The 23,497-nt window shown below is 62.7% G+C and carries 17 protein-coding genes; 14 read left to right on the top strand and 3 right to left on the bottom strand.

Features of this window, described 5'->3' with window-relative positions:
* Positions 1-5: 5 nt before the first annotated feature.
* Entirely contained in the window at positions 6-1,346 is a 1,341-nt protein-coding gene (locus DF196_RS11570; RefSeq protein WP_170115069.1) for an MATE family efflux transporter, read from the bottom strand.
* Positions 1,347-1,674: 328 nt separating this feature from the next.
* Between DF196_RS11570 and dnaB the strand changes: the two genes are divergently transcribed.
* From dnaB to DF196_RS11540, 6 genes are all read left to right on the top strand, one after another.
* Positions 1,675-3,105, top strand: a complete 1,431-nt coding sequence (gene dnaB, locus DF196_RS11565; protein WP_170115066.1) for a replicative DNA helicase — start codon at positions 1,675-1,677, stop codon at positions 3,103-3,105.
* A 133-nt stretch (positions 3,106-3,238) separates the two neighbouring features.
* A complete protein-coding gene (locus DF196_RS11560; protein WP_109057954.1) occupies positions 3,239-4,702 on the top strand; it encodes a Mur ligase family protein in 1,464 nt (487 codons plus the stop codon).
* Positions 4,703-4,740: 38 nt separating this feature from the next.
* Positions 4,741-5,493 carry a type 1 glutamine amidotransferase gene (locus DF196_RS11555; RefSeq protein WP_109057953.1) on the top strand — a complete coding sequence of 251 codons (753 nt, stop codon included), beginning with the start codon at positions 4,741-4,743 and terminating at the stop codon, positions 5,491-5,493.
* 115 nt (positions 5,494-5,608) lie between these two features.
* On the top strand, positions 5,609-5,896 hold the full coding sequence (locus tag DF196_RS11550; protein WP_109057952.1) for a hypothetical protein: 288 nt from the start codon (positions 5,609-5,611) through the stop codon (positions 5,894-5,896).
* Positions 5,897-6,054: 158 nt separating this feature from the next.
* Positions 6,055-7,698: an ABC1 kinase family protein gene (locus tag DF196_RS11545; RefSeq protein ID WP_338323331.1), complete on the top strand. Its 1,644-nt coding sequence runs from the start codon at positions 6,055-6,057 to the stop codon at positions 7,696-7,698.
* A gap of 229 nt (positions 7,699-7,927) precedes the next feature.
* On the top strand, positions 7,928-10,069 hold the full coding sequence (locus tag DF196_RS11540) for an alpha-galactosidase (protein ID WP_109057950.1): 2,142 nt from the start codon (positions 7,928-7,930) through the stop codon (positions 10,067-10,069).
* A gap of 168 nt (positions 10,070-10,237) precedes the next feature.
* Here the strand turns inward: DF196_RS11540 and DF196_RS11535 are convergent, their stop codons facing one another.
* Positions 10,238-12,484: an alpha-galactosidase gene (locus DF196_RS11535; RefSeq protein WP_109057949.1), complete on the bottom strand. Its 2,247-nt coding sequence runs from the start codon at positions 12,482-12,484 to the stop codon at positions 10,238-10,240.
* A 347-nt stretch (positions 12,485-12,831) separates the two neighbouring features.
* Here DF196_RS11535 and DF196_RS11530 point away from each other — a divergent pair, with 347 nt between their 5' ends.
* The 4 genes from DF196_RS11530 (at position 12,832) to DF196_RS11515 (ending at position 17,468) form a co-directional block, all read left to right on the top strand.
* Positions 12,832-14,181 (top strand): ABC transporter substrate-binding protein, encoded by a 1,350-nt coding sequence (locus DF196_RS11530; RefSeq protein WP_241519710.1) that lies wholly within the window; start codon positions 12,832-12,834, stop codon positions 14,179-14,181.
* Between the two features lie 172 nt (positions 14,182-14,353).
* Positions 14,354-15,277, top strand: a complete 924-nt coding sequence (locus DF196_RS11525) for a carbohydrate ABC transporter permease (protein ID WP_109057948.1) — start codon at positions 14,354-14,356, stop codon at positions 15,275-15,277.
* The gene (locus tag DF196_RS11520; RefSeq protein ID WP_109057947.1) at positions 15,274-16,158 is read left to right on the top strand and encodes a carbohydrate ABC transporter permease; all 885 of its coding nucleotides are present in this window, start codon (positions 15,274-15,276) and stop codon (positions 16,156-16,158) included. The genes DF196_RS11525 and DF196_RS11520 overlap by 4 nt, the downstream gene beginning before the upstream one ends.
* Positions 16,159-16,469: 311 nt before the next feature.
* Complete coding sequence (locus tag DF196_RS11515) at positions 16,470-17,468, top strand: LacI family DNA-binding transcriptional regulator (protein ID WP_158276320.1); 999 nt, start codon at positions 16,470-16,472, stop codon at positions 17,466-17,468.
* A gap of 28 nt (positions 17,469-17,496) precedes the next feature.
* Here the strand turns inward: DF196_RS11515 and DF196_RS11510 are convergent, their stop codons facing one another.
* A complete protein-coding gene (locus tag DF196_RS11510; RefSeq protein WP_109057965.1) occupies positions 17,497-18,519 on the bottom strand; it encodes a LacI family DNA-binding transcriptional regulator in 1,023 nt (340 codons plus the stop codon).
* 562 nt (positions 18,520-19,081) lie between these two features.
* Between DF196_RS11510 and DF196_RS11505 the strand changes: the two genes are divergently transcribed.
* The 4 genes from DF196_RS11505 to DF196_RS11490 form a co-directional block, all read left to right on the top strand.
* Positions 19,082-20,404, top strand: coding sequence for an ABC transporter substrate-binding protein (locus tag DF196_RS11505; protein ID WP_109057945.1), 1,323 nt, complete (start codon positions 19,082-19,084; stop codon positions 20,402-20,404).
* A gap of 376 nt (positions 20,405-20,780) precedes the next feature.
* On the top strand, positions 20,781-21,707 hold the full coding sequence (locus tag DF196_RS11500) for a carbohydrate ABC transporter permease (protein WP_109057944.1): 927 nt from the start codon (positions 20,781-20,783) through the stop codon (positions 21,705-21,707).
* Positions 21,708-21,727: 20 nt separating this feature from the next.
* Positions 21,728-22,546 (top strand): carbohydrate ABC transporter permease, encoded by an 819-nt coding sequence (locus DF196_RS11495; RefSeq protein ID WP_109057943.1) that lies wholly within the window; start codon positions 21,728-21,730, stop codon positions 22,544-22,546.
* Positions 22,547-22,822: 276 nt separating this feature from the next.
* The coding region (locus DF196_RS11490) for a beta-L-arabinofuranosidase domain-containing protein (RefSeq protein WP_193852579.1) at positions 22,823-23,497 on the top strand (675 nt) is incomplete at its 3' end.

Raw genomic sequence — 23,497 nt, 5'->3', positions numbered from 1 at the left:
CTGTTTTATTTCATCCACGTATCCCCGCGCACGCGCAGCCCGTTGAACAGCCCTCGACCGCCCATCAGCACGATGTTGAACACCATCCACAGCGCCACCGTACGCGCAAGATCGCTACCCAGATGTGGCGTCACCGCATCGGCCAGCACCATAATGACCGCGATATATGCCACGGCGGTCAGGGTGCAAGTCGCCGCGAGATACCGGTAATCTCGCGAACCGATGAGGATGCCGTCAATCGCCATCATCCATCCCTGCAGCGGGAAGAACACGCCCATCGTCACCATGCCGGCCGCAATAATCAGTTGGATATGCGGGGTGGGGGAGAAGAAGTGGCCGGCGGACAGGCCGATCACCGCGAACGCGAGCCCGATCAGCGTGCCGGTGAAGAGGCCTGCCTTCCCGGTAGCTTTTGTCAATTTGCGTGCCTGACTCGTGTTCCCCGCGCCCAATGCCGTGGCTACCAGCGTCTGCCCGGCGATACCCACGGAATCGAGCATGTTCATCGCGAAGTTCCACGACGAATTCACGGCCTGGAACCCGGCCAGCACTGAAGTGCCCATGCGGGCCGCGCTCGCCACCGTGACCACCATCGCCGCGCGGATCGCCAGTGTGCGGATGAACAGCGGCAGTCCGCCACTTCCGGCCGCCGCGATGCCGTCCAGCCGCGGACGAAGACTTGCGCCATCCGCCTTGGACCACAGGATAGCCGGAATAACAAGGAAGAGGCCCATATACCATTGCGCGATCATCGTGGCCGCACCGGAGCCGGCGATGCCCCAACCGAACACGATGACGAACAGCACCTCCAGCACCGTGTTCAATATGGCGCCGCTCACCGCGGCGATCAGTGTGATACGCACTTTCTGCAGTCCCCGGAAGATGCCGTTCGCCGCATACACCAGCAGCATGCCGGGCGCGCCCAGCACAATCGCGCGCGTATACGTCACCGCCTGATCCAGCACCGCGCCCTGGCCGCCGAGCGCCCGGCATAAGGGCTCGGATCCCACGAACAGGCCGATGGCGAGCAGGACTCCAATGCCCAAGGCCAGCCACAATCCGTCGATGCCCGCCTGCAAACCTTCGCGCCGGCGGCCCGCGCCCAACAGGTGGGCCACCTGTGCGGTGGTCGAATACGCCAGGAAGATGCACAGCCCCACGGCCGTGAGGATGATGGTCGAGCCGATGGACAAGCCCGCCAATGCCGCATCCCCGATATGCCCCACAATCGCCGTGTCGATGAGGATGAACGTCGGCTCGGCGATGAGCTGCCCGAACGTGGGCAGCGCCAGCGCCAAAATCCGCCGGTTGATGGAAGGGGAATCGCTATGCACGCTCGCATGCATAGCATGACTGACTACGTTGCGCAACCGGCCAATAACCCGCACACAGGTTATCCCCAAACTATCCACCAAGTTATCCCCATATTGTGGATAACTTGGTGGATTATCCCCATAGATATCCCCTAAATGTGGATAACTCATTTTTCTATCCACATTTCCCTCCTCTGCGTGTCGCGCGGCCGACATCAAGATGAACTTGACATGAACGAACCGCCTTCGATAGTCACTTCCTTGCACCTGACTGTGCCGCTGATGTGCATAACCATAAGGGAGGATTTCAAGCCCGGTAAATTTTTACCGGCTGCCAAGTCGGCTTCTATACTGGGGAGCTATGGCAGAAGGAAGTGACACCTCATATCAGGGCTATTCGGGCGGCGGTAGCGGCGCTCGCGGCACGTCGGGCGCGACCCAGGCGGTCGGCGACGCGATTTTCGACCGCGTGCCCCCGCATGACGACGACGCCGAAATGGCCGTGCTCGGCGGCATGCTGATGAGCAAGGACGCCATCGGCGAGGTTTCACAGACCATCGATTCCGCCGATTTTTACCAGCCCAAGCACCAGACGATCTACAACGCGATCATCGACCTGTTCTCCGCCAGCCAGCCGGTGGACGTGGTGCTCGTGGCCAACCAGCTGCTCGCGGACGGCAATCTGGACAAGGTGGGCGGCGCGGACTACCTGCACAGCCTGGTGGCATCCGTGCCCACCGCGGCCAACGCGATGTACTACGCCGAGATCGTGCACCAACGCGCCGTGCTGCGCAACGTGATCGCGGCCGGCACCAAGATCGCCCAGCTCGGTTACTCCGCGGAAGGATCACAGGCCGAGGACGTGGTGAACCTTGCCCAGTCCGAGATCTACGAGATGTCGATGGGCAAGGTGCGTCAGGATTACACCGCCATCGGTCCGGTGGTCCATGACGCGCTCGACCAGCTTGACAAGCTCCAGCAGGGTCTGGTGAACAAGGGCGTGCCCACCGGATTCCGCGACATCGACGACGTGACCCAGGGCCTGCAGCCCGGCCAGATGGTGGTGGTGGCGGGTCGTCCGGCCATGGGCAAGTCCACGCTCGGCATCGACTTCGCGCGCGCCGCCGCCCTGCACCACAACATGACCTCGGTGGTGTTCAGCCTGGAGATGAGCAAGGTGGAGCTCGCGCAGCGCATCATCTCCGCCGAGACCAACATCCCGATGGCGGCTCTGCGCCGCGCGGACGACATCACGCCCGAACGCTGGAACACGCTGAACCAGTTCTGGACCAAGATGCAGAACGCGCCGCTGTTCATCGACGACAGCCCGAACATGTCGCTGATGGAGATTCGTGCGAAGTGCCGCCGACTCAAGCAGACCAACGACCTGAAACTCGTGGTTATCGACTACCTGCAGCTCATGACCTCGGGCAAGGCCGTGGAATCTCGTCAGCAGGAGGTCTCCGAATTCTCCCGCGCGCTGAAGCTCCTGGCCAAGGAACTTGAGGTGCCCGTGGTGGCGCTTTCGCAGCTGAACCGTGGCCCTGAGATGCGTAACGACAAGAAGCCGCAGCTCTCCGACCTTCGTGAATCCGGCTCCATCGAGCAGGACGCCGACGTGGTGTTCCTCGTGCATCGTCCGGACTTCTACGACAAGGAGGACCGCCCGGGCGAGGCCGACATCATCATGGCCAAGCACCGTAACGGCCCCACCGAGACTTTCCATCTCGCCTTCCTCGGCGCCACGTCCAAGTTCAAGGACATGCCGCAGGATTACAACCAGGGGGTGTGATTGTGATGGAGCGGTATGTTTCACGCAATGTTTTACGAGACGGCAATTCTGTTTCACGATATGTTTCACGGAATGCCGGAATTGTTTCACGATATGTTTCACGCCTAGGTCGCGTGTGGTGGGAGGTATCGCGATGAGTACGAATACTTCGGGCGAAAATCAGTCCAAGCCGTCCCAGGCTCCTAAGGCATCGTGGAACGCCTTCGCCACGCCGCTGATCGGCAAGGGTGTGCGTTGGGCGGCCCGCGTCACCAAGCATGGCGGTTCGGCGTTTCCGGGCAAGGTGGTCGAACGTATCGACCCCACCTTCCTGGCCCGTACGCTCGGCCAGCTGCCGCTCGGCGTGGTGCTGGTCTCCGGCACCAACGGCAAGACCACCACCACCCGCATGGTGGCCTCGATGCTCGCCGATCTGGGACTTAAGGTGTTCACCAACCCCACCGGCTCGAACTTCACGCGCGGTGTGGTCTCCGCGCTGCTCACCGAGGTGAACCTGGCCGGCAAGCTGGACGCGGACATCGCCGTGCTGGAGCTGGACGAGGCATACGCCGTGCACTTCGTGCGTCAGGTCAAGCCTCGCTATGCGCTGCTGCTCAACGTGATGCGCGATCAGCTTGACCGATTCGGCGAGATCGATACCACGGCCAAGCTGCTCAGCCATGTGGCTGAAGCTACCGGCGGCACCGTGGTGCTCAACCGCGAGGATCCGCGCATCGCCGCGCTCGCCGCCAAGGCCCCAGCCGGCACCGAAGTGCGGTACTTCGGTCTGGACGATGGACTGAAGCACTACTTCCCCTCCGACGACGACATGGCCACCACCGTGTCCGTGGAGACTGGTGCGGGGGAGGGGGATTCCTGTGGGCCAAGGGAATCGGAGTCGGTCCTTCCCGCGGACGTAACACTCACCGCGGTCGGCGACCATCAGGCCACATTCCGCATGGACGACCGCGACTACTCCACCGCCGTCAGACTCGAAGGCGTCTACAATCTGTACAACGCCGCCGCCGCGCTCGCTGTGGTCCGCGCGGTGCAGAAGGATGCGCAGGCCCTCGGCTTGCCGCCGGCGCCCACCATACGAACCGGCTCGCTCGCGGCCCGCGAACGGGCGTTCGCCGACGCAGACGCCGACAAGCTCATCGCCGCCGTCTCCCGCGTGACCCCGGCATTCGGCCGCGGTGAGATCATCGACGTCAACCGCTCGCCCGTCGAACTCCTGCTCGTCAAGAACCCGATGGGCTTCCGCCTGTCGCTGGCCAGCTTCGACCCTGCCGGCGCGGACACCATGATCGTCATCAACGACGAATACGCGGACGGTCGCGACATGAGCTGGCTGTGGGACGTGGACTTCACCTCGCTACGCACCTCGGGCGTGGCCATGGTCTCCGGCGTGCGCGCCTGGGACATGGCGCTACGCCTCGGCTATGACCAGGTTCCCGTCGCCGCAACGGACACGGACATCGAATCCGCGCTCACCGCATTCGTCAACGGCAACCCCGGCAAACCGAAGCACATCTACTGCACGTACACCTCCATGCTCAAGGTCCGCGCCGCGCTCGCGCAGGTGGCGAACGTCGCGGACGCCGGCGTGGGCAAGTGAGCCGGCAGGCGACCCAAGGATTCCAAGGAGAACGAGACATGGGCAAGACAATCGATGTGATGTCCCTCTACCCCAAGGACATGAACATCTACGGCGACTCCGGCAACGTGCTGACCATCCGCCGCAGGCTGGAACTGTACGGCTACGAGCCTCGCATCCACCAGTACAACCAGGGCGACGCATGGCCCGACCGCGTCGACCTGATTCTCGGCGGCGGCGGGCAGGACACCGGCCAGAAGAAGATCATCGACGACTTCTTCAAACGCGCGGACCTGCTGCGCTCGCTGGCCGCGGACGGCACTCCCATGCTCATGATCTGCGGCCTGTACCAGCTGTTCGGCGAGTACTTCGAGACTGTGGACGGCACCAGACTGGACGGCATCGGCATCATCGGAGCCCACACCGTGGGCCGTGACGTGCGCATGATCGGCAATCTGGTGGAGCATTCCGAGCAATTCGGCGACGTGATCGGCTACGAGAACCACTCCGGCCAGACCTTCCTCAACGAGGGCGTGCGGCCGCTGGGCCACGTGGACCAGGAAGGCCGAGGCAACAACGGCGAGGACCATACCGAAGGCGCGCGCGTCAACAATGTGATCGGCACGTACATGCACGGCTCGCTGCTGCCCAAGAACCCCGCCATCAGCGACTTCCTCATCACCACCGCCGTGACCCGACGCTATGGTTCGTTTGATACAAGCGACCAGACCCCGGAACAGGCCGCCGAACTGAAGCGACTGGACGCCGTGGCCGCCAACGCCCGCAAAACCGCCGCGGCCCGTCCGCGCTGATGCCGTTAGACGAAATCGGCCGCAGGGACTAGCGCCAAGGCCGGGCGGTTGCGCTAGGCTTGACAGTACGGGACGTGGCATAAGGCCGCGGACGAACCTCGAAGGAGGGGTTATTATGGCAGATTTCGATTTGGGCGATGGCCTGCGCAAGGTTCTGCTGGCGGGCATCGGTGCCCTGGCCACCGGCTACGAGAAGAGCAGCGAGATCGTCGATGACCTCGTCAAGAAGGGCGAGCTGACCGTCGAGCAGGGCAAGAGCCTGAACACCGAGCTCAAGCGCAAGGTGGGCGAGGCCCTCGTCAACGACGCGAACAAGGACGACGCCAAGAAGGCCGAGCCCGTGGACACCGAGGAAGCGCCGGAGACGCCCGAAACCGCTGACGATAAGTCCGCCGAGGCCTGAGCGATACTCTCGTGACAGCAGTTCAGCCGGAGACCAAGCAGCAAAACAACGACCAGCCGACCTCATCCAGTACCGGCAGTACCGACAACAACGTCAATACCGCCAATACGGAGGCCGGCTGGTCGCAGTATGCCTGGAATCCGGCCGATACCGAAACCATCGGTCTGTTCGGCGGCAGGCGCGACGACTTTTCCACGCGCTATCACCTGACCCGCCGTGGCAAATTGAAGCGTCTCGCCCAGATCACGCGCATCGTCAACCAGTTCGACGCGCTCAAGGGGCTGACGCCGGTCAAGATGCGTCTCATGTTCGAGGCGCTCGGCCCCACCTTCGTCAAAGTGGGCCAGATTCTCTCGATGCGCTCCGAGATTCTGCCGCAGAGCTTCTGCGACGAACTCGCCAAACTGCGCGCCGACGCCGACCCCATGCCCTACACCACCGTGCTGGACGTGCTCGCCGCCGAATACGGACGCCCCGCGGATGAGGTGTTCGCGCAGATCGACCCCAAGCCGTTGGGCTCCGCATCGCTCGCCCAGGTGCATCGCGCCACATTGAAGACCGGCGAGGACGTGGCCGTCAAGGTCCAGCGCCCCGGCGTGCGCGAGACCATGGCCCAGGACGTGTCCATCATGCGCTCCATCGCCAAGGCGGCGACCAAGGTGATCGGTTCCTCGCAGATCGTGGATCTCAAAGGCGTGGTCGAGGAACTGTGGGACACGTTCGAATCGGAGACCGACTTCCTGGTGGAGGCCCGCAACCTCGCCGAATTCAAGCGGTTCGCCGCCCGCTTCAAATACATGGATTGCCCCACGCCGTATCCGGAGCTGTGCACCGAGCATGTGGTGGTCATGGAATACGTGGACGGCATCTCCGTCTCGCACGCCGGCGAACTGGTCGCCGCCGGCTACGACCTCAAGGACATCGGCACCAAGCTCGTGGACAACTACGCCACGCAGATCCTGGACGACGGATTCTTCCACGCCGACCCGCACCCTGGCAACATCATCATCCGCGGCGGCCAGATCGTGCTCATCGACCTCGGCATGACCGGCCGGCTTGACGCCAAGACCCGTGCGGTGATGAAGGACATGATCTTCGCCGTGGCCAAGCAGGACTCGCCGCAGCTGGCGGACGGCCTGCTGCGCTTCGCCGGCGCCGAGGCGGATCCGGCCGACTATCCTTCGCTGCTCGCGGACCTGGACGTCATCGTCAAGGAATACGGCACGGTGGAACTGGCGGATCTCGACATCGCCGCCTTCATCGCCGCGCTCACCTCGCTCGCGCAACGCCACGGCATCGAGGTGCCGAGCACCGTCACCACGGTGGGCCGCGCGCTGGTGACGCTGGAGGGCCTGCTCGACGAGTTCATCCCGGACGTGAACATGATCGAGATCATCTCCCAGCACATCGCCACGTCCAAGACCACCAGCCAGGCCGTCAAGGACGAGCTGAAATCGCTGGGTATCGAGGGGCATGAGGCCGTCCACAGCGCGCTTGGGGCACTCAGTGAGTTCAACGTGGCCGCCCGCATGCTTACACGAGGCCAGTTGCGTGTGAACATGGAGCTCGTGGGCTCACAGGAGCCATTCCAGCTGCTCTCCGACATGGTGAACCGACTGACGATGGCGCTCATCGTGGTTGGCCTGTTCATCGGCTCGTCCATCGTGTACTACGCCGGCATGAAACCCATCATCTTCGGCATCCCCATCGTGGGCTTCCTGGGCTACGTGGTGGCCTTCGTACTCGGCGTGTGGATCGTGCTCGACATCTATCTCAAGGGCCGCAAGTCTAAGAGGCGGTAGGCAATCGCGGTGCAACCGTAATGTGTGTGCGGCCTATCGCGCCCGTGCATATTATGTGGTATCGATTCCACCAAGCAGATAAGCAACGTTCAGTGTGTCTGATTTGTTGCATCAACCTTCTGCTTGTAAGATGTGGTATCGATACCACACTATGTGGCGGGACTGCTGTTGGCGGGCGGCGCGGCGACAAAGGCGTCAGTGGCCGCCTGAATGCGATGTAAGGAGTGGCATGGGTACCTTCACTTGGGGCAATGACGCATTGGCCCTGACATTCGAGATACCGGACGATGGGCCGGCCGCCGTTGCGGGCCTGCGTGCGGCGGACCTGGATGTGCGGTTCAACCATCGAATGCCGTTGACGGAGATTCTCGCCACCGGTACCGGCCACTGGCTGGCCAATGATCGCCTGGTTCACACCGACCTCGGCCGGGCGCTGCGGTATGTCTCCCATCAGGAGTCCGCGGAGGGGGGCGTCAGCAGACTTGACGTCACACTCGCCGAAACCGCGCTTGGTCTGACCGTCACCGTCCATTACGAACTGCCGCAGGGCGTACCGATGTTCCGCACCTGGGTCACGGTCGCGAACACCGGCGATCCCGCCGAAGCCGCCTCCCCGGCGCTCGGCGCGGACGATGCGATTGTGCTGGAATCCGTGACCAGCCTCGTCTCCGCATTCGGCGCCCCGGCCGGACAATCCGCCGACTGCGATGCCTGGCGACTGCTCGAATGCGAGAACGAATGGCTCGGCGAAGGCCGCTGGCATGCCACATCCACCTCCGACCTATTCCCCCGACTGGCCCAGCAGATGACCGGCCACAACCCTCGCGGTGCGCATTCCGTAGTGAACACGGGAACCTGGTCCACCGGACGCCACACGCCGCTCGCCCTGCTTGAATCGGATGCGCTGGGACTGACCTGGCTGTTCCAGATCGAGCACAACGCCGCCTGGCGCTGGGAAATCGGCCGCGATACGGAAGACGGCTATCTGGCGCTCGCCGGCCCCACCAACGTCGATCATGATTGGGCGAAGCGCCTGGCCCCCGGTGAATCGTTCGACACGGTTCCGGCTTCCGCCGCGATCGCCCCCGATTTCGACGGCGCCATCGCCAACGTCACCGCCTACCGCCGTGCGATGCGCCTGAACAAGGCGGACAACGCCCGCCCGCGTGTGATCTTCAATGACTACATGAACACCATCAACGGCGACCCGACCACCGAAAAGCTGTTGCCTCTGGTCAAGGGTGCCGCCGAATCCGGCATCGAGATCTTCTGCATCGACGCCGGCTGGTATGACGATACCGGCGATTGGTGGCCGTCCGTGGGCGAATGGATGCCCTCGAAGAAGCGTTTCCCGGGCGGCATCACCGAGGTCATCGACGCCATCCGCGGCGCCGGCATGATCGCCGGCCTGTGGCTGGAGCCTGAGGTGATCGGCGTCAAAAGCCCCATGGCCAAGAGCCTTCCCGAAACGGCGTTCTTCCACCGTCACGACCGTCGCGTGGTCGAGCAGGAACGATATCTGCTGGACCTGCGCGACCCGGCCGCCCGCAAGCACCTCGACGACACCGTGGACCGTCTGGTCAACGACTATGGAGTGGGTTACTTCAAGTTCGACTACAACGTCTCGCCGGACGCCGGCACGGACCTCAACGCCGACAGTGCCGGCGACGGTCTGCTGGGCCACAACCGCGCCTACAGCGCGTGGGTCGAGGGGCTGCATCGGCGCCATCCGGAGCTCATCATCGAGAACTGCTCCTCCGGCGGCATGCGTATGGACTTCGCGCAGACCTCGCGATTCCAGGTGCAGTCCACGTCCGACCAGCAGGACTTCCGCCTCTACCCGGCCATCGCCGCCGCGGCGCCCATGCTCATGACCCCCGAACAGGCCGGCAACTGGGCGTACCCGAACGCGAACGACAACCCGGAGGAGTTCGCCTTCAACCTCAACACCACGTTCCTGGGCCGGTTCTTCCTGTCCGGATACATCAACCGGATGAGCGCCGAACAGCGTGCACTCATCGTGCAGGCGGTCGAGGCGTACAAGCGGCATGTGCAGCCGGTCATCGGCTCCGCCGTGCCGTTCTGGCCACTCGGCCTGCCCGGTTGGAACGATACGGTGTTGGCGTTGGGCCTCAGGGCCGGCGACCGCTCGTTCGTGACCGTCTGGTCCCGTGACGGCGAAGGCGGGGACGTGACGCTTGCCCTGCCGCAGTTCCGGGGAAAGGCCGTCGCGGCGGAAACGCTGCTGCCGGTTGGCGACGGTTTCGCCGAGTGGTCGGTCTCCTGGAACGCCGATGACGGTACGGCAACCGTGAGCGTGCCGAAGGGCGGCGGATACATCTCCCGCACCTTCGAGTTCCGCGAGGCGTAACGCCGAAGCAACGCACGCCGCATGACAAGCAAGAGGGACTTCGTCAGGGCTCATCGCATCGAGCCCGGCGGAGTCCCTCTTCGCGTATACGTACGCATATGAAAACGGCTTCCCCAAGGGGAAGCCGAATCAATCCCGGAACCGATGCGGGGTCTGCCGAATGGAGTTTTAGATTCGCTCGAATTCGAGCAGCAGGCAATGCTCGGGGGCAAGCTGCGGCAGACGGATGCCCCATTGTGTTAGCAGAGCGCCATCCGCCGTGATGCCTTCGTCGCTCCACCAATCGAGACGGGTGCGGCAGGCCGGGCTCAGCTCGTCGTCATACAGTGCGGTGCCGCCCAACGGACGTACCCGGTACGTCGCCGATTCGTCCAGACCGGGGAACCGCACCAGGCCATATGGATACTCGCGGGACGTGGCCACGGCCGCGAACCGGAACACCGCGCGTGACCGGTCCGGCGCCACCAGCCCGTCGACCCGGACCGCCGGATCGGGGCAGTCCGCATGCACCGCATCGCCCTGGGGAATGGCCGTGCGACGCGCCTTGTACAGATCTATCCACCGCTTCAGACGGTCCAGTCCGGCGTCGTCGAGCTTCATGATGTTCCACTCGATGCCCAGATGCCCGAAGAACGCCGTGGCCGCGCGCGTGGTCAGCGTGGTGGCGCGTTTCGTGGCGTGGTTCGGGGATTCGGAGATATGCTCGCCGATCATTTCCGGAGGCACCAGCAGCGAGGTGCCACGCTGGATGTCGACGCGCTCGATGGGATCCGTGCAGTCCGATGCCCACACGCGGCTGCATCGGGTAAGCACACCGGCATCGATACGCCCGCCGCCCGAGGAGCACGATTCAATCTCCAGACCGGGGTGCCGTTCGCGCAGCCGGTCCACGATGCCATAGAACGCCTTGGTCTGGCCGTGCACCGCGGGCAAGCCGGACACCGGCGAAACGGGCTCGGTGAGGAATCGGTTGTGATCCCACTTGATGTAATCGATGTGGTACTGCCCGACGAGCGTATCGATGCAATCCTCGACATATCGCGCGGCCTGGGGATTCGTCAGGTCGATGACCTGCTGGCTGCGCGCCTCGACCGGGAGACGTCCGGCGTTCGGGGCCAGCATCCATTCGGGATGCTCCCGCGCCACATGAGAATCCGGGCTGATCATCTCCGGCTCGAACCACAGCCCGAACTCCATGCCCAGCTCATGCACGTGGTCGGCCACACGGGTGAGCCCGTGCGGCCAGACATCGGCGTCCACCTGCCAATCGCCGAGTCCCCTGGTGTCGTCACGGCGGCCGGTGAACCAGCCATCGTCGATGACGAACCGTTCGACGCCGATGGCGGCCGCCCGGTCAGCCAGGGCCAGCACCTTCTCCTCGCTCTGACCGAAATACATGGCCTCCCACGTGTTCAGCGTGACCGGACGCGGCTTGGCGAGTTCGGGGTGGAAGGAACGTAGGTAGGCATGGAAACGTGCGGACGCTTCGTTGAGTCCCTGCCCCACGGACACCAGCAGCCTGGGCGCGTGGTAGGTCTCGCCCGTCTTCAGGGTCAGCTCGCCCTCATAGGGCAGCTCGCCACCGCCGATCACCCCATGTGTGTACGGCGTGCGCTCGGCGAAGACCGTGCTGTTGCCGCTGAACGCCACATGCGCGCAGAACACCAGACCGTGCTCGAAACCGAATCCGCGCTCGCCGGCTGTCAGCAGCGTCGCCGAGTTGAAATCGGGCCGGCCCATCCAGGAGTTCTTGGCGAACAGTCCTTCGGTGAGCGGCTGTCGCTGCAATGCGCGTTCGCGCAGATGGTGGCCGGTGCAGGTCTCGATTTCATCGATTTGTGGCGGCAGCGGGACGACCGGGGTGAGCCGGGACACCGTGAGCGCGTTTTTCGCGGTATTGGTCAGGGCCGTATCGATGCGGATAAGGCCTTCCGGGCCGATGGTGAGCGTGCCGTCCAATGTCAGTCCGGCCAACTCGTCCCGTGCCTCGAACGTGAACGCGCTACCGGCATCTGAGGAGGAGACCACGGTGAGCTTGGGGAAGACGGTCCGTCCGTCGCGGCTGATCTGGATGGCCGGGGTGCCGGTCCAGCCTTCCGCCTGCGTGGGCAGGATGGTCGGGAACTCGCTGATGGACAGTCCCGCGTCGAGCGTCTGCGGGAACTGCGGATCGACCATGGCGTCCGCATCATCCGGAGTGTCGGAAGGCGCGGGGAAGTCGGTCGCCCGCGTACCTGTGCCGAGGTGCTCCTGTGCGTCCGATGCTTCCGCTCCGGAGGAGTGCGGGGCGAACGTCGTAATGGCCGCGATATGCGGGAGACGACCCTCGCACAGGCCTACGGTAAGCCGGACGAAGCGTCCGTCCTCCGCCTCCCGTGCAGTCGGTTGGGTGATGGAGACAGCGTTCATACGCATGGCAATACCTCGTCGTATCTCAAGGGGAATCGATACCAAACAGCATACAGCGTGGAATCGATACCACAAAATCGCGTTTATGGGCGGACGGGCGCTTGTTGGGAAGATTTACGACTTATAAACGTTGAAATAAAGCCATTTGGTAACTTTTGTTCAGTTATGTTGAATTGAACTTTACGGGAAGCGACACGCCGTGAGTGGTTGACGTGGAATCGATACCACATATGATTGATGGCATCGGATTTCGACAGCTGCGATGCCGCAGTGGAGGGCACCGGAACTACGTGAACCCGACGGTAATCGGCCCGCTGGAGGGCGGGGCGAGGAATCATCAAAGGAAAGGCTCAATGATGAGGAACTGGAAGAAGACCACCGCAGCCATCGCCGGCATTGCGGCCTTGGGCATGATGTTCGCAGGATGCGGCAACCCCGCCGCCGCAGGCAGCGACGACAACACAGACACCTCCTCCGCCGACTACTGGCCGGCCGAGGACACCAAGCTGGACGGCGTCAAGCTCACCTTCTGGGCCGCCCAGAACTCCAACAAGATCCCGGTCAAGGTCATCAAGGACTTCGAATCCAAGACCGGCGCGACCATCGATCTGCAGACCATCCCGGACAACTACGAATCCAACGTCCAGACCAAGATCACCACCGGCGACTCCCCGGACCTCATGTTCTGGCAGGCCGTGCCGTCCACCCTGGCCGGCTTCGTGGCCCAGGACAAGCTGCAGAAGCTCGACAACGCCCCGTGGCTCGACAACTACGCCGACGGCATCGCCGATGCGGGCGGCCAGTACGACGGCACCTACTACGGCGCCCTCGTCTCCGCCCCGGACACCGAAGGCGTCTGGTACAACAAGAAGGTCTTCGAGAAGGCCGGTATCACCGACACCCCGAAGGGTTGGGACGGTCTGATCGAGGCTGCCAACAAGATTAAGGACTCCGGCGCCGCCGACTCCGCGTTCTTCGAGATGGCCGGCTCCCAGTGGGGCACCCAGTGGGCCGTGAACGTCCAGCTCGCCGAGGCCGCCAAGGACGGCCTGTGGGATAACGTCAACTCCAACAAGGACAGCTTCGAGGGCAAGGACATCCTCGGCGCCATCAAGGAATACAAGCAGATGCTCGATGACGGCCTGTACAACAAGGACGCCGGTTCCGCCAAGGACACCGACCAGGCCCAGGCCCTGCTCGACGGCAAGGCCGGCATGATCATCCAGACCAACTCGATGTTCAGCGCCATCGCCGCCCTGGCCGACAACGACAAGTCCAAGCTGGACGACACCATCGGCTTCTTCCCGATCTCCAAGGAAGGCAACATCGCCACCTCCATCCCGCAGCAGGGCAACTGCATCGTGGCCTTCAAGACCGGCGACTCCAAGAAGGAGGCCGCCACCCGCCAGTTCATGAGCTTCTGGCTCGGCTCCGAATACGAGACCTTCATCAAGGATCAGAACTACGTGTCCATCATGAAGGACGTCAAGACCCCGGACACCGTGCCACAGGCCCAGCTGGACGCCTTCGACGCCCTGAAGGATGCCGTCGGCTCCATGCAGTCCCAGGCCGTGGCCAACCCGGACCTTTACCTGAACCTCGCCAACATGGTCAACGGCACCATGACCCCGGAGCAGGTCGCCAAGACCACGCAGGACCAGTTCGCGCAGATCGCCAAGGCCCAGGGCGTCAAGGGATTCTGATCGGCTGACCGTCCGGCCCCGTCGAGGAATCTCTCCTCTTCCTCCGCGCGGGACGGATGGCACCGAGCTTCCAATACAGGCATCCGGCCGGGCAACGCCCGGGATGCGCGCAGCCTATCGCACGCTACCCGGGCCCCGGCCGCCCAGCCATAAAACATAAGGAAACGAAACAATGACGACGACTCATGTCTCGAAGTCCGCCAAACCAGTCAAGGGCACGCGGACTCTGGAGCGCAAGAACTACCCGTTGCGCTACGTCGTTCCCGCGGGCGCAATGCTGTTGGTGTTCTTCTTCCTGCCCACGGTAATGAACTTCATCTATGCGTTCACCGACTGGTCCGCATTCAAGAAAGCCATCGATTTCAACGGCCTGGAGAACCTGCAGCAGCTCTTCGAGAGCGGCACCCTGATGGCCGACATCAAGGTCACCCTCATCTACGCAGTCCTGGTGGCCTTCTTCCAAAACACTTTCGGCCTGGCGCTCGCCGTGCTCCTGGAGAAGGACACGCCGCTCAACCGCTTCGCCCGCACGATGTTCTTCATCCCCGTGATCATGTCCGCCCTCGGCGCCGGCTACATCTGGCAGGCCATCCTGAAGACCGACGGCGTGCTGAACCAGATTCTCGGCTTCTTCGTCGGCCACACCGTGGACATCCAGTGGCTCGGCTCCACCACATGGACCATCGTGATCGTCACCATCATCCACGGCTGGAAATGGATGGGCTTCGCAATGCTCACCTACCTCGCCGGTCTGAAGACCATTGACTCCGAGGTGCTTGAGGCGGCCTCCATCGACGGCGCCAACGCATGGCAAACCTTCTGGCAGGTCAAGTTCCCGCTGATCGCCCCGGCCATGACCTTCAACGTGGCCACCGCCCTGCTCGGCTCGATGAACTCCTTCGATATCGTCCAGGCCACCACCAACGGTGGCCCCGGCGGTTCCACCGAAATCCTGAACCTGTTCATCTGGCGTACCTTCGGCAAGGGCCTGTACTCGCAGTCCACGACCATGAGCCTCGTGCTCTTCGTGATGGTGATGGTCATCGCCATCCCGCTTGTCATCTACCTGCGTAAGCGTGAGGAGAAGATCCTATGAGTAGCGCAACCTACAGCGAATCCGGCGTCAAGACCAACAACCTCACCGTCGTACGCAAGAAGTCCAAGGCCGGCGACATCATCCACGCCGCGATTGTCATCCTGTTGATGCTGGTGTTCCTGGCGATCCCGTTCTGGATCCTCATCGTCACCGCCGGCAAGACCCAGGCCGAGGCCGTGGTGCCGAGCATGGCGCTGCCGAGCCAGTGGCACCTCATCGACAACATCAAGGAAGTCATCGTGGAGGGCAAGGTGTTCCCCGCCCTGCTCGGCTCGCTTATCGTCACGGTCCCCTCCGTGTTCATCTGCCTGCTGTTCGGCTCGATGGCCGCGTGGATCTTCGGCCGCCGCACCTCCAAGGGCACGGCCATGCTCTACGCGCTGTTCATCTCCGGCGTGATCCTGCCGCCGTCCGTGGTGACCATCATGATGCTGCTCAAGATGATCGGCCTGTCCGGCACCGCACCCGGAATGATCTGCGTGTACGTGGGTATCTACCTGTCCGTGGTGATCTTCTTCATCACCGGCTTCATCCGCACGATTCCGCCCTCGCTTGAGGAGGCGGCCCGCATCGACGGCGCCAGCCCGATGAGGATCTTCTTCACGATCATCTTCCCGCTGCTCGCCCCGACGCTCGCGTCCTCCACGATTCTGGTGGTGCTCTACATCTGGAACGACATCTTCTACTCGCTGTTCATCCTCTCCGGCAAGATGAGCACCCTGCCGCTCAACCTCTACAACGTGGCAAGCGCAGGCCTGTACCTCAACAACTGGCACCTCATCTTCGCCTACATCATCCTGATGACCCTCCCGCTCCTGATCGTCTTCGTCATCGGCCAGCGCAAGATCATCTCGGGTATCACGGGCGGCGCCGTTAAATAAACAGCGCAGTGCGCTGTTTATAGGCGCCGCCGAGCGGCTATGCCGCGAGGTGACAAAGAAGCCATCGCGAAGCGATGTCCGCAATTGCTGCCCGGCGCGGTCAAGCGAACAGCCCCACCAAAATCCATCCATCCCATCCTCTCCTCCTCCTGAAAGACACCCCGGCTCCCATAAGGTTCCTCTCCTTCCCTATGGAGGCCGGGGTGCCCCCTTTCCCGATCATCCATCGCGTATGCCGTATGCAGTTATACTGAGCCATGATGGAAGATAGACAGGTACATATGCCAAGGCCCAAGGAAAAGCGCGCTCCGGTGATCAAAGATGTCGCCGCGCTCGCCAATGTATCGGTGTCAACGGTGTCCCGATACCTCAACGATTCGCCCCGCATCAGTGACGAAAGCCGGGAGCGCATCGCTCATGCCATCAAACTGCTGGACTATCACCCGAGCCGTGTGGCCCGTGGCTTGGTGAACGCCGCGATGAAGTCCATCGCCGTGATGACCAGTGACACCACGCTCTATGGTTCCGCCATGACGATCCAGGGTATCGAGGATGAGGCCCGCGCGAACAACTACCCGGTCAGCATTTCGAAGCTCGACGACGATTCGGCCGAGGGACTGCGGGCGTCCATCACCATGGTGATGGACCAGAACCCCAGCGGCGTGATTGTGATGAAGTACGACGAGCTCGCCGCCAAGGCCCTGCACATGCTGCCGGATACGGTCACCAAGGTGGTCATTGCCGGCGACCGCGAGCCCGATCTCGATCAAGTCGATCTGCGCGAGAACCAGTCCGGTCGTGAGATCACCGAGTACCTGCTGTCCCTCGGGCATTCGAACGTCTACCACGTGACCATTCCGGGCGGTGGCGGCGGCTACAGCCGTACCGCCGGTTGGGAGGCCGCCCTGCGTGCCAACGACAAGCCCATCCCGGATATGCGGCACTGCTCGTGGCTGCCCAGCGACGCCCGTGAGCTTGGGCACGCCATGGCCGGCATCGAGGGGCTGAGCGCGATTTTCGCCGGCAACGATGAGATTGCGATGGGTCTTATCCGCGGTCTGGAGGATGAAGGCAAAAGCGTGCCGGAAGACATCAGCGTGATCGGTTTCGACGATCACCCACTCGCCTGCGTGTGGACGCCGCCGCTGACCACTTACCGGCAGGATTTCCCCGCCGCGGGCCGCAAGGCCGTGGAACTGCTGCTGTCTCGTCTTGAGGCGCGCGAGCAGGGTGAGGAATTGCCTCCCCGTTTCGTGGAACTGCAGGGTGAACTCGTCGTGCGCAGCTCCGCCGCCGCTCCACGGGCGTGATGTCCGTCAGTCCAACATCAGTCCGTCGTCAGTCCAGTGGAAGCGTGGACTCGCGCTGGATGAGGCGGCAGGGCGTGTATTCCACGCCGTGATGGGGATTGCCGTCGATGGCGTCCATCAGGTAACGGGCGGCGCGGCGGCCGATGGTCTCGGTCTCGTTGTCGATGGAGGTCAGGGCCGGGCGTGAGCTGGAGGTGAGCACGGACCAGTTGTCGTGTCCGATCACGGCCACGTCGTCCGGGATGCGCATGCCCTGCTGCTTGAGCACGTCGATGCAGCCGCGGGCCAGCTGGTCGTTCTGGCAGACCACGGCGTCGAACTTCACGCCCTGATCGAGCAGCAGGCGGGTGGCCGCGCGGCCCCAGCCCTCGTCCCATTTGCCATAGCGAATCGGTCCGGCCGGCTCGATGCCGAGCTCGGCCAGCGCCTCCAGCGCGCCTTTGGTGCGGTCGGTGGCAGCGGTGTAGGTCTCGTCGCCACCGATGATGGCGATGTGCCGGCGACCACAGGAAATCAGATGATTGACGGCCATACGGCCGGCATCCACGTTGTCGCAGGTCACGGAGCAGTCGTCCGGGTCGGTGGAAGGGCCGTAGACGTAGACCAGCGGCACGCCCCAGTCGTGGCCGAGCGAGGGGCGCGGATTGGTCTCGCGCTGCACGATAAGCAGGCCATCGACCTTCAGGGAAAGCAGCTTCTCCACATGCTGGCGTTCGAGGGCGGCGTCGCCGCGGGCATTGGCCAGCAACACTGATGTGGATTGTGCGCGCAGCTCGTTTTCCGCGCCGATGAGGATCGGGGTGGAAAATCGGCCTTGCAGATCGGAGGTGACCAGGCCGATGAGGCCGGAGGTGCCGCGGACCAGCGATTGGGCCAGTTTGTTGGGGGAGTAGTTGAGCTGGCGGGCGGCATCCAGCACGCGCTGCTTGGTCTCCTCGCTGATGCGGGGTTTGTTGTGCAGTGCCTTGGACGCGGTGGCCAGTGAAACGCCGGCCAATGCCGCAACGTCCTCAAGTCGGGCCGAACGTCCGGCTGGTGCCTGGGCCATCATCATGCCTCGATTCATCATCATGTCGCTTATACATCCAGTATGCGTGTGCGGGCCGTTCGCCACGCGCCATTCCGGCGCCCCTGGGGAGGGGCATCGTCGAAAGGCGGTCGCGCGGCGAAACTTCCGGTCAAGTACATCGCTGTGCTGCATCCGATTGTAGTGCAAAAATGCGAAAAAGTTTTCGCAAGGCGTGTTCCTAGGGGTATGTTTATAACGAAACGATAACAACAATGTTCGTTTTTGCAAGAATTGGATGAAAGCGTTTGTTTTCTGTGAGGTTTTGTGTTACTTGTGCGACACGCCGTAAAAATGCTGAAAATAAGCCGATTTTTGCATGACTTAGTTCAATGGATTGCATATCGAACCCGTTCGGCGTGCGAAAGAAAAGGAAAATGCGAAAGCGTTTTTGCAAAAACGACCTGATTCGTTTATATTGGGAAAAGGCTTTCGCAAGGTTTCATTCCACCGAAGGAGGAAGGAACGGAACCCCGAAGGACCGGAGGCGGAAACTCCGCCACCGCCTCTCAGAGATGAGCGGAACATTTTAGAGAAAGAAGCGAATATGTCCTTCAACAAGGTCACCCGCGCACTCGCCGGCATCGCCGCCGCTGCAATGTTGATCCCGCTGGCCGCCTGCGGTGGCGGCTCCGGTAACGGTGGCACGGCCACCGCCGAAGGCATCCCGGCCAAGGGCACCGACGACGGCACCGAAATCACCCTGTGGACCCGTTCCCCGCTGGAGCGTCAGGCCAAGGCCGCCGTCGAGGCCTACAACAAGAGCCACAAGAACCAGGTCAAGCTCGAGATCATCCCGAACGACGATATGGAAGGCAAGGTCGGCGGCGCCTCGCAGACCGACTCCCTGCCCGACATCCTCGCCGGCGACGTGGTCCGTATCCCGTACTGGGCCTCCGAGGGCATCTTCACCGAGATCACCGACCAGATTAAGGGCCTCGACAACCTGGACGACATCCAGCAGGGCCACATCAAGGCCGGTACCGTGGACGGCGCCGAGTACACCCTGCCGTTCATCACCGACGTTTCCGTGTGGGTCTGGAACAAGGACCTGTACAAGGAAGCCGGTCTCGACCCGGAGAAGGGCCCGACCGACATCAAGACCTTCACCGAGCAGGCCAAGAAGGTCGCCGCGCTCAACAAGGACGGCGTGGCAGGCTCCTACCTGGCCGGCCAGTCCGGTGGTGCCCTGGTCTTCGATCTCTTCCCGTCCGTGTGGGCTGACGGCGAGTCCGTCATGAACGACGACGGCACCGAGGCCACCCTGAACAACGACTCCATGAAGGCCGTGCTCGACTCCTACAAGGAGCTGGCCAACACCACCAACGGCCTTGGCGCAGGCTCCAAGGAAGAGACCGGTGCCACCTGGACCGCTCCGTTCGCCAACGGCAAGATCGGTGTGATGCCCTACCCGAACACCTCCCTCAACGACATCTTCGACGCTGAGAAGTCCGGTGGCTTCCAGGTCGGTGTGACCCCGATCGCCGGCACCTCCGGCAAGACCTCCACCTTCCTCGGTGGCGACGCCATGGGCATCTCCAAGGATTCCAAGCACGTCGCTCAGGCCTGGAATTTCCTCTACTGGCTGATGCAGTCCGACACCCAGAAGGAAGTCTTCGCCGACAACGGCTACACCGCCTCCAACATCGAGACCCTGAAGACCGCCTACAAGGACGCCGATCCGCGTATCCAGACCATCAACTCCACCATCATCGACGGCAACGGCCAGACCCCGAAGTCCGCAGCCTTCAACGAGGCCTTCAACGCCGCCGGTTCCCCGTGGCAGCTGCTCGTCCAGAACGCCGTCTGGGGCGATGGCAACCTCAAGTCCGACAACCAGGCTGTGACGGACGTCCTGTCCGCCCAGTGATTCGGTCGGATCGTTCATAACTCAATAGCTACCAATAACTGAATATCGCCTTGTTGGACCGGTTCTGGCTCTGGCTCTCTGAACCTCCCTGGCTCCCCTTGTTAGGGGAGCTGGCGGCGAAGCCGACTGAGGGGTAGCCCCTCGGGAATGCGCCAAAACCGGTCTAACAATGCCAACCATCAATCCCGACTGTGGTCTGCTGCCAAGGTCGATTCCGGTTTCCTGTTGTACTCTCCTTCCTTTCTCCTTCACACAGGAATCGGCCTTGATAACGGATTGCATTCACTATTCATCAACGAATTCAACGGATTGCATCCGAATTATCGATCAACGTCCGATCGTCCGATCAAATCCATTTCCCATAAAGGAGTGAAACATGTCGAGTGTTTCCAAGTCCGCCGCGGCCGTGCCTGAGCACAAGTCCACGGCAAAGGCCCAGGCATTCCGGCGCGGCATCCTGTACGCGCTGCCCGACTGGGTGATGATCATCGTCCTGTTCTTCGTGCCGATTGTGCTGCTCGTCATCATGGCGTGCTCCCGCTGGAGCCTGCTGGGCGGCAACCGCGGCACCAACTTCCCGGACAACTTCACCAAGGTGTTCGAACACAAGCTGTTCTGGCCTTCCATCGGCTTCACGCTCGAATACACCGTGATCGTGACGATCTTCCTGCTGGTGCTGGGCCTGGGCATGGCCCTGATCGTGCAGGAGTCCAGCAAGTGGAACAACGTGCTGCGCACCTGCTTCCTGCTGCCCTCCGCCACCGGTCTGGCCTCCGCGTCCCTGCTGTTCTACGCGCTTTACTCCCCGCAGGTGGGTCCCGTCACCAAGATTTTGAGCTCGCTGGGACTCATGCAGGAGGGCGGCTCCGTGCTCGCCACCGGCCAGTCCGCGCTGTGGGCCACGATCATCGTCATCGTCTGGCGTTTCTCCGGCTACTACATGCTGCTCATGATGATTGGTCTGCAGGCCATCCCCGGTGACCTGTACGAGGCGGCCCGCATGGACGGCGCCGGCACCTGGCGCATCTTCCGCTCCATCACCCTGCCGCTGATGAAGCCGACCATCGTGATGTGCCTGGTCTACTGCGTGACCGGCTCCATCCTCGCCTTCGATCAGTTCTTCATCCTGACCAAGGGTGGCCCGAACAACTCCACCATGACCGTGGTGCAGCTCATCTACAACTTCGCCTTCGATTCCAAGAAGGACCTCGGCATGGCCGCGGCGCTCTCGCTGATCGTGCTCATCGCCCTGGTGATCATCAACTCCATCCAGATGCGCGGCATGCGCGACAACACCAAGTGAGAAAGGGGAGGTAATTCATTATGACTACCCCATTGTGGAAGCGCGTCATCGCCCGTGTCCTTGAGGGCCTGCTCGCCCTGATCTTCATCAGCCCGCTGATCTGGGTCGTAATCAGCTCCTTCAGCCCGCAGGCCGGTTCCGCCCAGTCCCAGGGCTGGGGCGTGGCCAACTACCTGACCCTGTTCGGCTATCAGGAGGGTCTGCCGAAGTACCTGTTCAACTCCATCATCGTCTCGCTGGTCGCCGTGGTGTTCTCCGTGGTGGTCTGTACCCTTGCCGGCTACTCGTTCTCCCGCTTCGACTACCCGGGCCGCAACCTCGGCTTCATGGTGACCCTGTCCATCCTCATGGTCCCGTACGCCTCGCTGCTGATCCCGCTGATGGTGTGGTTCAAGGATATCGGCCTCAACGACACGCTGCTCGGCGTGGGCCTCGTGATCACGCTGTTCCAGTTGCCTATGTCGACGTTCATCATGCGCAACGCCTTCGACGCCATCCCGAAGGACATGGAGGAGGCCGCCATGGTGGACGGCTGCAACTCCTTCCAGGCCTTGGTCAAGATCCTGGTGCCGGTGGTCAAGCCCTCCATGGTCACGGTTGGTCTGCTCGCCTTCCTTGAGGCATGGAACAACTTCATGATTCCGCTGTACCTGTCCTCCTCCGCGAAGAGCACCCTGCCGCTCGCCATGGTGAACATGCGCCAGCAGACCATGGGCGTCATCGACTACGGTGCCACCGAAGCCGGCGTCGTGGTCCTCCTCATCCCCTGCGCCATCCTCTTCCTCGCCCTGCAGAAGTACTACGTGAAGGGATTCATGGCGGGTGCGGTCAAGGGCTGAGCTTGGCTCAGTCCTGACAGGGGAAGCCCGGTGGGCTTCCCCTAGCGCCCGCCTGAGCGAGGCGGTAGCCGAGCGAAGGTCGGATTGAGCCTCGCCGCAGGCGAGTCCTTAATTGCAGGGCCGGAGGCGGAGCCATATAACAAACGCACTTGGGGATAACTTCTTCGCCTCCATCCCGCAAGGGTTATTCGGTCAATAGCCGACGGTAATGCATCCCGCTCCACACCGCCCCCAAAAGCGGCAACCATCTGTCTTACAAGACATCAAGGAACAAACATGAAAGTAACGATTACCTCCCCGTTCTGGAAGCAGCGTCGCGACCAGATCGTCGAATCGGTGATTCCGTACCAGTGGGGCGTCATGAACGACGAGATCGACACCGTCGTTCCGGACGACCCGGCCGGCAACCAGCACATGGACAACAAGAGCCACGCGGTCGCCAACCTCAAGGTCGCGGCCGGCGAGCTCGACGACGAGTTCCACGGTATGGTCTTCCAGGATTCCGACGTGTACAAGTGGCTGGAGGAGGCCGCCTACGCGCTGGCCTACCATCCGGATCCCGAGCTCCAGGCCCTGTGCGACAAGACCGTGGACCTCATCGCCCGTGCCCAGCAGGATGACGGCTATCTGGACACCCCGTACCAGATCAAGTCCGGTGTCTGGGCCGATCGCCCGCGCTTCAGCCTGATCCAGCAGAGCCACGAGATGTACGTGATGGGCCACTACATCGAAGCCGCTGTGGCCTACCATCAGGTCACCGGCAACGAGCAGGCCCTGGAAGTCGCCAAGAAGATGGCCGACTGTCTCGACGCCAACTTCGGCCCCAAAGAAGGCAAGATTCACGGCGCCGACGGTCACCCGGAGATCGAGCTGGCCCTCGCCAAGCTGTACGAGGAGACCCACGAGGACCGCTATTTGAAGCTCGCGCTGTACCTCATCGACGTGCGCGGC

This window comes from Bifidobacterium callitrichidarum, from assembly GCF_003129905.1.
GTDB classification, from domain to species: Bacteria; Actinomycetota; Actinomycetes; order Actinomycetales; family Bifidobacteriaceae; genus Bifidobacterium; species Bifidobacterium callitrichidarum.
Note: the sequence above shows the minus strand (reverse complement) of the source record. Positions and strands in the feature narration are given on the sequence as shown.

What these genes read in the sequence shown, in the direction of transcription:
- DF196_RS11570 (WP_170115069.1), bottom strand. Translation starts at nt 1,346, where the DNA reads ATGCATGCGAGCGTGCATAGCGATTCCCCTTCCATCAACCGGCGGATT.
- dnaB (WP_170115066.1), top strand. Translation starts at nt 1,675, where the DNA reads ATGGCAGAAGGAAGTGACACCTCATATCAGGGCTATTCGGGCGGCGGT.
- DF196_RS11560 (WP_109057954.1), top strand. Translation starts at nt 3,239, where the DNA reads ATGAGTACGAATACTTCGGGCGAAAATCAGTCCAAGCCGTCCCAGGCT.
- DF196_RS11555 (WP_109057953.1), top strand. Translation starts at nt 4,741, where the DNA reads ATGGGCAAGACAATCGATGTGATGTCCCTCTACCCCAAGGACATGAAC.
- DF196_RS11550 (WP_109057952.1), top strand. Translation starts at nt 5,609, where the DNA reads ATGGCAGATTTCGATTTGGGCGATGGCCTGCGCAAGGTTCTGCTGGCG.
- DF196_RS11540 (WP_109057950.1), top strand. Translation starts at nt 7,928, where the DNA reads ATGGGTACCTTCACTTGGGGCAATGACGCATTGGCCCTGACATTCGAG.
- DF196_RS11535 (WP_109057949.1), bottom strand. Translation starts at nt 12,484, where the DNA reads ATGCGTATGAACGCTGTCTCCATCACCCAACCGACTGCACGGGAGGCG.
- DF196_RS11530 (WP_241519710.1), top strand. Translation starts at nt 12,832, where the DNA reads ATGATGAGGAACTGGAAGAAGACCACCGCAGCCATCGCCGGCATTGCG.
- DF196_RS11525 (WP_109057948.1), top strand. Translation starts at nt 14,354, where the DNA reads ATGACGACGACTCATGTCTCGAAGTCCGCCAAACCAGTCAAGGGCACG.
- DF196_RS11520 (WP_109057947.1), top strand. Translation starts at nt 15,274, where the DNA reads ATGAGTAGCGCAACCTACAGCGAATCCGGCGTCAAGACCAACAACCTC.
- DF196_RS11510 (WP_109057965.1), bottom strand. Translation starts at nt 18,519, where the DNA reads ATGATGGCCCAGGCACCAGCCGGACGTTCGGCCCGACTTGAGGACGTT.
- DF196_RS11505 (WP_109057945.1), top strand. Translation starts at nt 19,082, where the DNA reads ATGTCCTTCAACAAGGTCACCCGCGCACTCGCCGGCATCGCCGCCGCT.
- DF196_RS11500 (WP_109057944.1), top strand. Translation starts at nt 20,781, where the DNA reads ATGTCGAGTGTTTCCAAGTCCGCCGCGGCCGTGCCTGAGCACAAGTCC.
- DF196_RS11495 (WP_109057943.1), top strand. Translation starts at nt 21,728, where the DNA reads ATGACTACCCCATTGTGGAAGCGCGTCATCGCCCGTGTCCTTGAGGGC.